General features: G+C 71.0%; 14 protein-coding genes. 8 read left to right on the forward strand and 6 right to left on the reverse strand.

Annotation, left to right across the window (positions count from 1 at the left end):
* Positions 1–487 precede the first annotated feature (487 nt).
* Positions 488–1,867, forward strand: a complete 1,380-nt coding sequence (locus tag ACFVDP_RS02640) for a beta-propeller fold lactonase family protein (protein ID WP_383482060.1) — start codon at positions 488–490, stop codon at positions 1,865–1,867.
* Between the two features lie 224 nt (positions 1,868–2,091).
* Entirely contained in the window at positions 2,092–2,793 is a 702-nt protein-coding gene (locus ACFVDP_RS02645; RefSeq protein ID WP_383482063.1) for a DsbA family protein, read from the forward strand.
* A gap of 2 nt (positions 2,794–2,795) precedes the next feature.
* Here ACFVDP_RS02645 and ACFVDP_RS02650 read toward each other — a convergent pair whose 3' ends face one another.
* On the reverse strand, positions 2,796–3,494 hold the full coding sequence (locus tag ACFVDP_RS02650; protein ID WP_383482066.1) for a L,D-transpeptidase family protein: 699 nt from the start codon (positions 3,492–3,494) through the stop codon (positions 2,796–2,798).
* 164 nt (positions 3,495–3,658) lie between these two features.
* Here ACFVDP_RS02650 and ACFVDP_RS02655 point away from each other — a divergent pair, with 164 nt between their 5' ends.
* Positions 3,659–4,336 carry a M15 family metallopeptidase gene (locus ACFVDP_RS02655; protein ID WP_383482069.1) on the forward strand — a complete coding sequence of 226 codons (678 nt, stop codon included), beginning with the start codon at positions 3,659–3,661 and terminating at the stop codon, positions 4,334–4,336.
* Between the two features lie 46 nt (positions 4,337–4,382).
* Here ACFVDP_RS02655 and ACFVDP_RS02660 read toward each other — a convergent pair whose 3' ends face one another.
* Positions 4,383–6,167, reverse strand: coding sequence for a SpoIIE family protein phosphatase (locus tag ACFVDP_RS02660; protein ID WP_383482071.1), 1,785 nt, complete (start codon positions 6,165–6,167; stop codon positions 4,383–4,385).
* A 667-nt stretch (positions 6,168–6,834) separates the two neighbouring features.
* Between ACFVDP_RS02660 and ACFVDP_RS02665 the strand changes: the two genes are divergently transcribed.
* Both ACFVDP_RS02665 and ACFVDP_RS02670 read left to right on the forward strand, forming a co-directional pair.
* A complete protein-coding gene (locus ACFVDP_RS02665) occupies positions 6,835–7,599 on the forward strand; it encodes a class I SAM-dependent methyltransferase (RefSeq protein ID WP_383482074.1) in 765 nt (254 codons plus the stop codon).
* 70 nt (positions 7,600–7,669) lie between these two features.
* Positions 7,670–8,269 carry a TetR/AcrR family transcriptional regulator gene (locus tag ACFVDP_RS02670; protein WP_383482077.1) on the forward strand — a complete coding sequence of 200 codons (600 nt, stop codon included), beginning with the start codon at positions 7,670–7,672 and terminating at the stop codon, positions 8,267–8,269.
* 66 nt (positions 8,270–8,335) lie between these two features.
* Here ACFVDP_RS02670 and ACFVDP_RS02675 read toward each other — a convergent pair whose 3' ends face one another.
* The 4 genes from ACFVDP_RS02675 to ACFVDP_RS02690 are packed head-to-tail and all read right to left on the reverse strand — an operon-like array spanning position 8,336 to position 11,458.
* Positions 8,336–9,373 carry a HEAT repeat domain-containing protein gene (locus ACFVDP_RS02675; protein ID WP_383482079.1) on the reverse strand — a complete coding sequence of 346 codons (1,038 nt, stop codon included), beginning with the start codon at positions 9,371–9,373 and terminating at the stop codon, positions 8,336–8,338.
* Positions 9,367–10,140, reverse strand: coding sequence for a HEAT repeat domain-containing protein (locus ACFVDP_RS02680; RefSeq protein ID WP_383482082.1), 774 nt, complete (start codon positions 10,138–10,140; stop codon positions 9,367–9,369). The genes ACFVDP_RS02675 and ACFVDP_RS02680 overlap by 7 nt, the downstream gene beginning before the upstream one ends.
* Positions 10,141–10,169: 29 nt before the next feature.
* Entirely contained in the window at positions 10,170–10,931 is a 762-nt protein-coding gene (locus ACFVDP_RS02685) for a Rieske (2Fe-2S) protein (RefSeq protein WP_383482085.1), read from the reverse strand.
* Positions 10,931–11,458 (reverse strand): RNA polymerase sigma factor, encoded by a 528-nt coding sequence (locus tag ACFVDP_RS02690; RefSeq protein ID WP_383482088.1) that lies wholly within the window; start codon positions 11,456–11,458, stop codon positions 10,931–10,933. Before ACFVDP_RS02690 ends, ACFVDP_RS02685 begins: the two co-directional genes overlap by 1 nt.
* Positions 11,459–11,763: 305 nt before the next feature.
* Here ACFVDP_RS02690 and ACFVDP_RS02695 point away from each other — a divergent pair, with 305 nt between their 5' ends.
* From ACFVDP_RS02695 to ACFVDP_RS02705, 3 genes are read left to right on the forward strand one after another with little or no spacing between them, the layout of a single operon-like run.
* Complete coding sequence (locus tag ACFVDP_RS02695; RefSeq protein ID WP_383482090.1) at positions 11,764–12,270, forward strand: cupredoxin family copper-binding protein; 507 nt, start codon at positions 11,764–11,766, stop codon at positions 12,268–12,270.
* The gene (locus ACFVDP_RS02700; protein ID WP_383482093.1) at positions 12,267–13,217 is read left to right on the forward strand and encodes a metallophosphoesterase family protein; all 951 of its coding nucleotides are present in this window, start codon (positions 12,267–12,269) and stop codon (positions 13,215–13,217) included. The genes ACFVDP_RS02695 and ACFVDP_RS02700 overlap by 4 nt, the downstream gene beginning before the upstream one ends.
* Positions 13,214–13,675 (forward strand): hypothetical protein, encoded by a 462-nt coding sequence (locus tag ACFVDP_RS02705; protein WP_383482096.1) that lies wholly within the window; start codon positions 13,214–13,216, stop codon positions 13,673–13,675. The genes ACFVDP_RS02700 and ACFVDP_RS02705 overlap by 4 nt, the downstream gene beginning before the upstream one ends.
* Positions 13,676–13,683 lie beyond the last annotated feature (8 nt).

Raw genomic sequence — 13,683 nt, forward strand, 5'->3', positions numbered from 1 at the left:
ACCGCCAAGACCCAGGTGGGAAGTTGGAGGAACACTGCGGTGTCGGGGAAGAGCGTCCGTTTTGTCGTCTCCGGCCCTCCGCCCCCGGAAAAAAGGGTGGGGCCCGCCCCGGCCGCCCGCCCCCACTTCTGCCATGCCGGTGAACCGCCCGGTGCGGCGTCGGGATGCCAGATGGACACCGGTCTGCCACATTCGGACAACTCCGAAGATTCAGATACCGAGTTGTCGGGCGAGCGCGATGATTCCGCTGACGTCGCCGGGCGCAGGCGCAGTTCGCGACGTACGAGGGCCCCGCGGACCGGCGCTTCGGGAGACGGCCGGCGGCGGGGTCGGCACGACCGCACCGCTGCCGGTTCCCGGGACCCTTCGGACCCGCTGTCGGGGGTGCGGACACGTTGAAGGGGGAAGTTCTTTGACCCGTGCACCTTCCAGACCCGCCACGCTGTCGGGCCGCTCCGCACGCTCCTCGTCAGGCAGGTCGCCGTGGATGCTCCGGGGGCGGCGGCTGACCTCGCTCGCCGCCGGCGCGGCCCTGGCACTGACGGGCCTGGCGGCTCTCCCCGGTCCCGCGCAGGCCGCCACCGGCCCGACGGCGTACGTGGCCAACTTCTACGGCGACACCGTGTCGGTGGTCGACACGAGCACGAACACCGTCACCGACAGCATCACCGTCGGAAACAGTCCCGTCGGCGTGGCGGTCGATCCCACCGCCGCGCACGCCTACGCGACCAACTTCGACGAAGGCACCGTCTCGGCGATCGACCTGGACACCAACACGGTCACGGCGACCGTCCCTGTCGGCAGCAACCCCCTCAACCTGGCCTTCGATCCGTCCGGCACTCGCGCCTACGTCGCGAACAGCGGCGGGACCACGGTCTCGGTGATCGACACCGCGACGAACACGGTCAGCGCCACCGTCCAGGTGGGCAACTCCCCGAACGGGGTGGCGGTGAGCCCGTCCGGCTCCACCGCCTACGTGACCAACAACAACGAGGCCACGGTCTCGGTGATCGACACCGCGACCGACACGGTGACCGCCACCGTCCCGGTCGGGGCGTCTCCGGCCGGTGTCGCGGTCAGCCCCTCGGGGGCCTTCGCCTACGTCACCAACAGCGGCGGGACCACGGTCTCGGTCCTCGACACGGCGACCAACGCGGTCAGCGCCACCATCGCCGTCGGGACCTCCCCGAACAGCGTCGCGTTCAACGCCTCGGGCAGCCGCGCCTACGTCGCGGACCGGGGCAGCGACGACGTGAAGGTGATCAACACCGCGACGGGAACGGTGACGGCGACCGTCCCCGTCGGCGACGGTCCGGCCAGGGTCGAGGCGGCCCCGTCCGGTACGGCCGTCTACGCGACCAACGTGAACGACGGCACCGTATCGGTGATCGACACCGGGACCAATACCGTCAAGGAGACGATCAGCGGGTTCGACGGCCCGTACGGCCTGGCCTTCACCGCCGCGCAGTCGTCCGCGCGTGCGGACATCGACGTCAAGCTCACCGCTCAGCCGCGCCTGAACCTCCTGGTGCCCTACCTGTCCTACACCCTCACCGCTCACAACACCGGACCCGAGGCCGTCACCTCGGCGACCCTCACGGCCAAGCTCCCGGCCGGAGCCAGGGCCACCGACCTGGCCACCGGCTGCACCGCCGCCGGCACCACCGTGACCTGCGACTACGGCGCCATCGCCGACAACGCGAGCGTGAACAGGACGTTCCGCGTCCCGCTGCACCTGCTGCACCTCGGCCCGGTCAAGGTCTCCGCCCTGCGCACCGCCTCCGCGCCCACCGATCCCCAGCCCGGCAACGACACGGCGTCCGTCACCTGCAACGCCGTGTCGATCGTCCTCGTCACCTGCCCCTGATACGGCACCTGCGTTGATGCCGCGGCTCTCCGCCGCGGTCGGCGGCCCGACCAGTAGTGCATGGGCGGGCCGCTTCCCGTCCTGCCCCGTCACGTTCCGCCCGCGCGAACAGTTCCCGGCCGACAGGGGCCGAAAGTCCTGGTGGAACCGGGCTTTCGCCGTCCGTTCGACCAGCAGGGCACGCCTAGCGTGGGAACGTCATGCGCAGTCGGGAAGGGTGAGTGGTGAAACGGCGAACGATGTGGACCGCGTCCGTGGTCGCGCTGGGAGCAGGCATCGCCCTGAGCGGCTGCGGCCTGTCCGGCGACGGCGGGACAGCTGCCGTGCGTGAGGTCTCCGACGCCGCCGACCTGTCCGGCGTGAGCGCGAAGGTGCACGGCGGGACGATCGTGCTGGGGCGGCCCGACGCGCCGCACACCGTCAAGGTCTACGAGGATCCGCGCTGCCCGTACTGCAAGGACTTCGAGCAGGGCGGCGCACGAGCCCTGACGGGTCCCGTGCGCGAGGGCAAGGTGAAGGTCGAGTACACGATCGCGTCGTTCCTCGACGCGCGGCTCGGCGGGTCGGGCTCCGTGAACGCCGCGAACGCGCTGCGGGCCTCCGTCGACGCGGGAGAGTTCCCCGCTTTCCATGCGGCGGTCTTCGCCAACCAGCCCGACGACGAGAGCCAGGACGTCTACACGGCGGCGTATTTGCTGAAGATCGCCGACAAGGTGGGCGGGCTCCGCGGCCCCGCGTTCGACAGGGCCGTCAATGACGGCCGGTACACGTCGTGGGTCGCCGAGGCGATGAAGTCCTTCCGGGACGACGGCGTCCAGGGAACCCCGACCGTGCGCATCGACGGCGAGAAGGCCGGCGGAAGCGAGGCGGACCTCTATCGCGAGGCTTCCTTCGCCGGGGTTCTGCGGGCGGCCGGAGTCTCGTAGGGTCAGGTGCCCGGCTTGCGGCCGTAGACGAAGACGTCGTCGCCGGTCTTCAGCAGGGACCAGTACTTCTTCGCGGTGGTCTTCGTCATGTTGACGCAGCCGTGCGAACCCGGCGGGTTCCACATGCTGACGCCCACCGAGTGGAACGCCTCGCCGCCGTCGAAGAACTGGCTGTACGGCATCGGTACGTTGTAGATGCTCGACACGTGGTCGATGTGCCGCCAGTAGATCTTCTTGAGCCCGGTGCGCGTCTCGTACCCGTTGCGTCCCGTGCGCACCGGGACCGGCCCGTACACGAGGTTCTTGCCGTCCTGGATCCAGCTGAGCTGAAGGGTGAGGTTCACGCAGGCGATCCGGCCCTTGTTCACCGGGCACTTGCCCGCCTTGTTCGGGGTCTTGCCGACGGCCTTCTGCTTGTTCATCAGGTCCATCACGCCCCAGGTGACGGGACCCGCGTAGCCGATGTTCGGGGTGATGCCGTGCTTCGTCTGGAACGCCTTGATGGCCTTGCAGTCGGCGGCGGACTGCTTGCCGTCGACCGGGCGGCCGAGAAACTTCTCCACCTGCTTCTGATGCGGCCCCGTCTGCGTCGTACAGCTGCCGGCGGCCTGCGCCGGTGCCGCCCCGAGTGCGAGCGCGAGCGGCGCGACGAGTCCGGCGACCGCCGCCACACCGACGGCCCGTCTGCGAATGTCCCCCATGACCGATCCTCTCCTGGATTCCTGCCCGGCTAGACGAGCGCTCGGGCACAGGAGTTGTACGGACTTGTCAGCTGATACGAAACAAAGACAAACACAGCCAACTACAGCCGACTGCACGCACCGCCTTACCGAACTTTCCAGAAAGCCCCACCTAAGTTCATAAGGTGCAAAAAGTACCGCGCTCCGCGATGGCCGCTCTCGTCGTCGCCGCAGTCCTGCTGACCATTCCGCCCGCGCAGGCACAGCCGACCCCTCCCCTCTCCCCCGCGGCCGCGCCCGGCCTGAACGCCGTGGTCTCCGCCGCGCCCGGCGCGAAACTGGCTCACACCTACCGACGCGGCTGCCCCGTCCCGCCGGGACGTCTTCGCCTGATCCGGATGAACCACTGGGGCTTCGACGGCAAAGTGCATCGCGGCGAGCTGATCGTCAGCCGACAGGCCGTGAACCCGATGCTGTACGTGTTCGGGCGGGCCTTCGCCGCGAAGTTCCCCATCCGGCGGATGAAGGTGATGGCCGAGTACCGGGGCAGCGACACCGCCGCCATGAAGCAGGACAACACCTCGGCCTTCAACTGCCGTGCCGTGACCGGGAGTCCGGGCAAGATGTCCCAGCACTCCTACGGCAACGCGATCGACATCAACACGCTCGAGAATCCCTATGTCGACACTGCGGGCCGCGTCTACCCACCGGCCGGCCGCCGCTATCTGCGCCGGGACCGGCCCGTCAAGGGAATGATCCGGCGCGGCGATGTGATCACGACCGCCATGCGCAAGGTCGGCTGGCAGTGGGGCGGCCGCTGGGCGCACCCGGACTACCAGCACTTCTCCGCCAACGGCCGCTGATCCGGACGTCGGTCAGCAGATCAGGGGATCACGGAGGTCATGGGGGTCATGGTTCCTCCGGTCCGTCCTCGTCGAGTTCGAACCACACCGTCTTGCCCTCCGGCTCGGGGCGGATGTTCCAGCGATGGGCGAGGAGGTCGAGGAGGACGAGGCCGCGGCCGGAGGAGGAGAGTTCGCCGGGCGCGCGGCGGTGCGGTACTTCGTCGCTGCGGTCGGTGACCTCGACCCGTAGGTGGCGCCGCCCCGGGACGCCGCTGATCTCCGCGCCGAGGACGGCGGCGTACTCGGTGTGGATCAGCACGTTGCCGAGAAGTTCGGAGGCGAGCAGGACCACCGTGTCGACATGTTCGGGGCGTGCCCAGTCGTGGAGCAGTCCCTGGAGTTCGATCCGCGCGTCGGCGAGCCCCTGGGCCTGATCCTGTTCGAGGGTCAGCCGCAGATGCCGCCCCGGGCGGTCCGCGGACGGGTCGGACGGGTCGCGGCGCAGGAGGAGCAGGGCGATGTCGTCCTCCGTGAAGGAGGTGGGCCGGGTGCCGGGCTGCGCGGCGTGCGGGGCGACGACGGCGTTCAGGAGCCGGTCCGCCAGGCCGTCGATGTTCTCGGCGGCGCCCGGGGTCAGGGCGTTGCGGACGCGGAGCCAGCCGGAGTACATGTCGTGGCCGCCGGACTCGATCAGGCCGTCGGTGCACAGCATGAGGATCTCGTTCTCACGCAGGGTGACGACGCTGACCGGGTAGTCGTCCTCCCCCAGGTCGAGGCCGAGGGGCAGGCCGCCGCGCACGTGTTTGAGCAGGCAGGTTCCGTCGGGGAGCCGCAGTACGGGGTGCGGATGCCCGGCGCGGGCGATGCGCAGGATGCCGGTGGCCGGGTCCGCCTCCAGGTAGATGCAGGTGGCGAAGCGGTCCTCGTCCAGTGACGCCAGGAAGTGCGACGCACGCACCATGACGGCGTCGGGGCCGTGGCCCTCGACGGCGTAGGCATGGATCGCGGTGCGCAACTGGGACATCAGCCCTGCGGCATGGACGTCGTGGCCCTGCACGTCGCCGATCACGAGGCCGAGACGCCCGCTGGGCAGGACGATGCTGTCGAACCAGTCGCCGCCGATCATCAGCCCGCCGCCGGTGGGCACGTACCGGGCGGCGACGGTCAGGCCTTCGACGCCGGGTCCGACGCGGTCCATGCTGCTGCGCAGGCTCTGGGACAGTGCGTGGTCGGCCCGGCCGTTGTACGTCTGCTCGATGCTCTGGCCGAGCAGTTGGGCCAGGGTCATCAGGAAGGTCCCCAGGCCGTCCGTCATCCGTACCGGGGCGTCGAACGCGGCCAGCCACACGCCCGTGAGCTGGCCGTACGTGACCAGTGGGAGATAGGCCCAGCCCTCGAACCCCGTCCGGTCGGAGAGCGGCCACGCGGTCGGGAACCGGTCGCGGTACTCCTGCGGGGAGGCCAGGAGTACGGGGCGTCCGGTGCGGGTCACCTGCGTGGCGGGGTGGTCGATGTCCAGTGAGAGCCGGAACGCGTCGGCCTCCGTGTCGCGCACACCGATGTGTCCGACGCAGTGCAGGAACTCGCGGTCCGCACGGAACACCGCCTGGCCGCGCAGCGGCAGCTCGGTGCCGGACAGCTGGGCGATCAGGGCGAGCGCCTCCGCGAGCGACTCGGTCCGCGCCAGGGAGTGCCCCGCGACGAGCAGGTCGGACTCACGGCGGTTCGTACGCTCCGGGGCCTCGCCGGATCCGTCGGCGGCGGGGCCCGCGAGCCGGTTGAGAGCGTCGAGCTGGCGCAATTCGGCGTCGCGCTCCTCGGAACTGCCGTGCTCGCGCCCACCGGCCACCTGCGGCACTCCCGTCTGCTCGGCCCGCTCTGCCTTCTCCCGCGTTCTCCCATGTTCCGACGATCGGCCGTGTCGCGCCTGCTCGGGCGGGCATCCGGTGCCGTCCGGATTCCCGTTGGGCCGGACGGGTGAGGGCGGCGGCCCCGACCGGCGCGCCCGTCACGGACGAGCGTTCCGTTCCGGGTCGCGCATGTCGGGGCCGCCCGGTCAGTGCATGCAGGCGGCGAGCGTCGACCAGGTCTGCGGGCGGTCGTCCCACATCCCTTCGTCCGCGTTCCAGAGTGGGTGTCCATCTCCTCGGCCAGGAGGCGGGAGCGTGGCGCCAGTTCGGGGTCGTCGAGGACATGTGCGAGTTCGGCCATGTTGAAGGCCGTGTACGCGTTGAACGTCGGCGGGGGTGCGGCCCGGTGCGCCCCAGCCGTCGAAGCGGGGCGCGTGGTCGTTGCCCGCTTCTCCGGGGCACCCCTGCCGGAGCCGGCTCCTGGCTGAACCACGCCGACACAACCTCCAAGTACAACGCCGCACATGCTGCGATCTTTGGCCGATTAGCCAAGCATTCGCCAGGCGGCTATGAGATTTCTTGCCGCAGATGCAATATGGAGGGCGTTGTTCGGGGCGCGACTGCCGCAGCTCCGGCCAGACCTGGAAGGCGAGGTCCCCTATGGTCATGCGCACCTTTGACGGCGGCGATGTCGGCTACGGGGTCCTCGACCCTGAACGCGTCTCCCTTCGTCGTCCCGACGAGCGCATCGGCCACGTCATCGCCCGGGCCCTCGGCGATGCGCGCACGGTCCTCAATGTCGGCGCGGGCACCGGATCGTACGAGTCCGCGGCGCACGCCATCACCGCGGTCGAGCCGTCCTTGGCCCTGCGCGCCCGGCGCCCGGCCGAGCTCGCGACCGCCATCGACGCCGTCGCCGAGAACCTCCCCTTCGCCGACCGTGAGTTCGACGCGGCGATGGCTCTGCTCAGCGTCCAGGACTGGTCGGACATCGACGCCGGACTGCGCGAGATGCGCCGCGTCACCCGCGGTCCCGTCGCCGTGCTGACCTGCGACCCCGCTCGCGTGCGCGACTTCTGGCTCTACGAGTACGCGCCCGACGTCCTGGAGACCGAAGCCCGCCGCTACCCGTCCCTGGACCGGCTCACGGCCGCGCTCGGCGGCACCACCACCGTCGAGTCCGTCCCCGTGCCGCTGGACTGCACGGACGATTTCAACGAGGCGTACTACGGCCGCCCGGAGCTGCTCCTGGCCCCGGCCGCGCGCCGAGCCTGCTCGGCCTGGAGCTTCATCGACGACCGCGCCCGCCAGGACTTCGACGTCTCCCTGCGGCGCGCTCTGGGCTCAGGTGCCTGGGACGAGGCCTTCGGTCACCTGCGCAGCCGGCCGGCCTACAACGGTTCGCTGGTCCTCGTGCGTGCCACGCCGTGACGACGACGCCGTGACCACCACGCCATGACAACAGCGGAGACGCGTCCCGCAGAAAGGAGGCGGCGGACGTATGCCCGATACCCGTTCCGGTGACAGACAGACGGCACCGCCCCGCCCGCGCCCGAAACGCTCGGACGCCGAGGACAACCGCGCCCGCATCATCGACATCGCACGCACGGCCTTCGCAGCGGCCCCCGACGCGACCCTCCAGTCGATCGCCAAGGCGGCCGGTGTGGGCCAGGGGACCATGTACCGGCACTTCCCCAGTCGCGAGGCGCTGCTCCTCGCCGTCTACCGGACCGACGTCGAGGCCCTCGTCGAGGCCGCCCCCAGCCTGCTCGACGCACACGAACCCCTGGACGCGCTGCGCCTGTGGTTCGGGCGGCTCGCCGCCTACGGACGCATCAAGCACGGGGCGTCCCAGGCCATGGAGGCGGCCACTCGCGCCGACCTCAAGAGCCAGTACTACCCGCCGGTCGTCGCGGCACTGGACCAGCTGCTCACCGCCTGCAAGGACGCCGGACACCTGCGCCCCGGCGCCGATGCCGACGAGGTCCTGCTGCTCGTGTCGTTCCTGTGGAGGGCTGAGAGCGGTCCCGACTGGCAGGAGCGCACCGACCGCATGCTCGGCATCGTCGTCGACGGACTCCGCACCGCCCTGCGCGCCTGAATACACGCCGGCGGCAACCGCCGGCGAGGCAAGAACCGCCGCCTCACACACCTCGGCCGCGGCCTCTCAGACATCCCGGTCGTCGAGGCCTTCGAGGGACCGCTCCTCGAGAACCCCGACGAACGCCGAGGCGACGAGGGCGACCGTGCGGTCGTCGTCGTGGGTCAGTTGACGCAGAACCTCGCGCGCGGTGGTCCCCGCCAGCTCGACCAGCGCCTGGATCAGGCGAATCCGTGTCGCGGAGTCCGCTGTGGGCGCGGCCAGTTCGTCGACCAGCGCGGTCGTGATCCGGTCCGCGGACCCCGGGTCCTGGGACAAGGTTCCCAGGACCTCCGCCGCGTCGACGTCGTTGGCACCCTCGACGACCATGCCGACGAGTGTCGGCACGGCTGCGGTCACGCCACGCCCGCCCAGCGCCAGTGCCGCGTGCCTGCGCACCGTCATGTCCGGGTCCCCGAGCGCGTCCGTAAGCACCGAGGTCGCACCCGGGGAGTCGGACATCTCGGCGATCGCCCGTACCGCGCGCCGCCGGATGTCGACGTCCTCCGACCGCATGCCCGCGGCCAGCGCCGCCGTCCCGTCACCGCCGGACCGGGCGAGGGCCCAGCGCAGGGCGCCCGCGACGTTCGAGTCGGACTCGGACAGGATCGCTCCGGCCAGCAGTTCGGCGGGAGCCGAGACTCCCTCCGGCCCGGCCAGGGCGGTCTGCTGCCTGCGCGCGGCGCTGGCCGAATTGAGGCCCTGCATGAGTTCGACGATGCGCAGGACGTCCTGCCAGCCGGTGGGTGCCGACGCGTCGACCGCGCGGAGGCGCTTGAGCAGCTCCTGTTCCCGCTCCAGGCGGTCCTCCGTCCACCGGATGAGGTCGCCGACCAGAGCGGACGGCGTGAAGGCCGGGTCCTCCAGTGCGCGCCCGATCTGTTTGAGCGAGAGCCCGAGGGATCGCAGGCTCTCCACATGGAAGATCCTGCGGACGTCCTCGGCTGAGTACTCGCGGTAGCCGCCGACGGTGCGGCCGGTCGGTCGCACCAGCCCCAGCGCGTCGTAGTGCCGGAGCATCCGGGTGCTCACCCCCGAGTGACGGGCCACATCACCGATCAGCAATCCGGGGTCCCCGCAGCCTTGGCAGCCCCCGTCGCCCCGGTCGTCGCCTCAGCGTCGGCCACTCCTGAGGCAGCCGCGGTGGCGGCAGCGGCTCGTTCCGGGCCGAGTGCGACCATGCGCTCCGCCTCGAAGACGGCCGCGTCGAAACCGGTCTCCGGGTCCTGCACGAGCAGCACGGTGGCACGGGCGTGCGCGGCCACCGCCGGGTCGGGGTTCTCCGCGGCCCTCTCCAGGGCGGGCTCGATCACGCCGCCGAGGTCGACGAAGGCCCGGCTCAGGCTCAGCCGCATATTGCGGTCACCGCGGCCGAGTTGCAGGACCAGCTCCGCCGCCAGGTCCTCCTTCTCGTCCTCGGGCACGAGGGCGGCCGCGACGCGCCACGCGGTCCGCGCGACCTCGTCGTCGGCGTCACGCAGCATGTCGCGCGTGATCCAGGCCCACGCGCTCCTGTCGCCGATCTTGGAGAGCGTGTGCAAGGCCTGGCTGCGGGCCTGGGCGTGCCCGGAGTCGAGTTCCTGGTGCATCCGGGGCAGGGTGACCTCCGGCGAGAGGCGGGTCAGCGCCCACGACAGCATGTCCCGTACGAAGAAGTCCGGCTCGACGGCGCACCGCTCGACCAGCGCGTCCAGGAAGCCGGGGTCCGGGTTCGAGCCGATCGCCAGGGCGGCCTGAAGCCGGACCGACGCGTCCTCGGCGCCCAGGGCGCCCACCAGGCGGGCGTGCTGCGGAATTCCACTTGCTGTGTCGATCGGGACCACCTCCGGCACCAAGTGGACACCTTGTCACAGTGTCAAGGTCAAACCCCGAGAGCCGACGTGTCCGTGGGCGCCGGGGCATAGACCTGGATGTGGCCGCCGATCTCGCGCACCGCCATCCGGGGCAGCGACGGCAACGGACGTACGGACTTGGGGTGGATGAGCGACTCGCCGGTCAGGGCGAAGGTGGCACCGTGGCAGGGGCACGCGAGAGTGTCGCGGGCCGGTGAGAGCGCCAGGCGGCAGGCCTGATGGGTGCAGATTCCGGAGACCGCCTGGACGCGGCCGGAGGTCCGGCGCAGAAATCCCGTGACGGTGCCCAGGTCGAAGGAGAACACCGCGCCCTCGGCCACGTCGGTGGAGGACGCGACGTTCTGCCAGGTCCCGCGCGTCGGGGTGATCTGCCCCGACTTGGCACCGGGTTCGCCGGGGGGCTGCGCCGTCAACGCGCGATCGACGGCCGCGCCCGCGGCGGCTCCGGTGGCCGCCAGAGCGGTGGCCGCCAGGAACCGCCGGCGGCCGGGGGCGCGCCAGGCCGCCCGGCGCGGAGCAGGGAGTTCTGCAACGCCCGGCTCGTCCTTGGTCGGATCGGGCGTGATCGGCTCGGCCGCGGCGTCGAGGGCCGCGATACGACGCCGCAGATCCTGTACGAACTCCTCCCGCGGCCCGGCGGCGTCCGGGCTCTCGGCGAGCAGCTCGATCGCCGTGCGGGTGATCGCCAGATCCTCCTGGGAAGGGGCGAACGGCCTGGGCCGGCGGCGGCCCAACAGGTGCTCGACGTAACGGTCCACCGCGGACTTCATCACGCGTCCCCTTCCAGGTCGCTCTCACTGCCCAGACCGGCCGCATGACGCAGGGCGCGATGCTGGAGGACCTTCGCGTTCGCGACGGAGACCCCGAGTTCGGCGGCCGCCTGGCGGATCGTGTAGCCCCGCAGGAAGCGCAGTTCGAGGATCGCGCGCGACCGGTCGGGCAGCGCGTCGAGAATCCGGGCGATCCGCTCCGGGGCATCGCCCGCGTCGTCCGACCGGCTGGGTGCCGCGAAGTTCTCCAGATCGATCTCGCCCGGGTCGATCTCGGTGACCTGGTGGCCGAGCGTACGCCGCCAGTGCTCGACCAGTACCGTGCGGGCGGTGGCCAGCAGATAGGCACGTACCTCACCGACCGTCGCGCCGGTGCGCAGCCGCCCGTACACGGTCAGGAACACCTGCGAGGTCAGGTCCTCGGCGTCCGGACGGTTGCCGACCCGGGCGAACATCAGGCGGTACAGGCGGGGCACGTTGTCGGCGTAGATCGCCTCCCAGCTGGGGTACTTCGCGCTGCCCAGCATCGTCGGACGCGTCCCGGCCCTTTTGCGCGCCGGCTCCGGCCCGAGGTCAGCTCGCCGGGCCGCGCGCACGGCCGACCTCCACACCCGACCCAACCGAAGAGCGGTCATATCGCATCATAGTGCGCCACCACCCTGCCCAACCCGCCCTGGATCCGGCCCTGTTGGCGAACCCCTCACCGACAGATACGGGTCCGGGTTACACGCCTTCGCCGGGTGGCGGCCGGGCTGCTGTAACCCGCCCCCGTATCCCCTGGAAAGAGCCGTCCACGACGGCAGGCCGTTCAGGACCCCGGGAAGGGGAGACCATGTTCTCGGATCGCGTTTCTCGTCGAGTGGCGGTGCCGGCGCTCGGCGTGCTGGTACTCGTCCCCGCCCTGCTGCTGACCTCGTGCGGCAGCCCCGGCCACGCGCCCGACGCCGCGCTCTCACCGGGCGCGCATCAGTCCCTCGCGGGGACTCCCGGTGCGCGCGGACCCGGCGCGGCGGCGTCCCGCCCCCCGGGAATGCCGGGCATGACGATGCGCCCTCCGGCGGGCGGCGGTCCGGCGGCGCCGGTCGCCGGGAACACGGTGGCCATCAAGAACTTCGCCTTCGCCCCCGCCACCCTGACCGTGAAGGCAGGTACGAAAGTGACCTGGACCAACCAGGACACAGACGCCCACACGGTCACCGGTCAGAACGGCGCGCCGCTCCGGTCCCCGGCGCTGGACACGGGGAAGAGCTACTCGTACACCTTCACCAAGCCCGGCAGCTACGCCTACCTGTGCACCATCCACCCGTTCATGACGGCCAAGGTGACGGTGACCCCGTGACGGACGACCACGACTCTCAGGGCACTGGCATGTCACGCCGTCAACTCATGCGGCACGCGAGCTGGTTCGGCTCCGCCGTGGTCCTCACCGTCGCGGGGGGCGAGGTAATCAGCCATATCGCCCACGCCGACGACAGCGCCGCGGCGGCGACGGCCGCGGACCTCAGCGGGCTGCGCTTCGTCCAGGTCTCCGACAGCCACATCGGCTTCCAGGGCCCTGCCAACACCGATGTCACCGGATCCTTCACCCGGGCGGTCGACCAGATCAACACCCTGGGTTTCCGGCCGGACTTCGTGATGCACACGGGCGACCTGACGCACCTGTCCACCCCCGCCCAGTTCGACCAGGTCAAACAGATGATGAGCGGGCTCGCCACCGGCCGTGTCTTCACGGTGCCCGGCGAGCACGACTCGGTCGGGGACAGCGGCAGGGCCTATCGACGGGCCTTCGGCCGCGACACCACGGGCGACGGATGGTTCAGCTTCGACACCCACGGCGTGCACTTCCTCGCACTGGTCAACACGCTGGCGTTGGAGAAACTCGGACACCTCGGGAACGAGCAGATCGACTTCGTACGCAAGGACCTGGCAGGCGTCGGGTCCGACACTCCGGTCGTGGTGTTCAGCCACATCCCGCTGTTCGCCATGTACCCGGCATGGGGCTGGAGCACCGACGACGCGCTCAAGGTGCTGTCCCTCCTCAAACGCTTCGCCTCGGTGACCTGCCTCAACGGCCATGTCCATCAACTGTTCACCCGCACCGAGGGCAACATCACCTTCCACTCCGCGACGACCACCGCGTATCCCCTGCCCGCCCCTGGGCACGGCCCGGCGCCCACGCCCCAGGTCCTGCCCGCCCGACAGCTGACATCCGCCCTCGGCATCCGCACCGTCACCTACACACGTGGCGCCGACGCGCTCGCCGTCACCGACCGGAGGCTCGCATGACGCTCGCTCGCACCACCCTCAGGGCGGCGACCCGCATCGGCGTCCGCCTGACCGTCGTCGCCGCTCTCGCGGTCAGCGGCACCGTCCACGCCCAGCTGTACATCGACGGTTACCGCTCCGTCCCGACCATCGGCGTGATGTTCCTGATCCAGGGCGCCGCCTCCATCGCCCTCGCCGTTCTGCTGCTGCTCAGCCCGCCGGGCGGGATTCCGGTGGTCCTCCGGCTGGCGGCCGTCGGAGTCGCGCTCGGCGCACTCGTCGGTTTCGGCGCGTCCCGGACCGTCGGCGTGTTCGGCTTCACTGAGCACGGTTTGCGGCCCGCGCCCCAGGCCGCGCTCAGTGTCCTGGCCGAGCTCACCGTCCTGGCCCTCCTGACACCTCCGCTGTTGCGGGCACTGGCCGCCGGGTGGAGCGCGCGGGCACGCACGGCCGCCATGCGCTCCGACGCCGCGCGGTGACGGCCGTC

The organism is Streptomyces sp. NPDC057694 (assembly GCF_042799415.1).
Classification (GTDB): Bacteria; Actinomycetota; Actinomycetes; order Streptomycetales; family Streptomycetaceae; genus Streptomyces.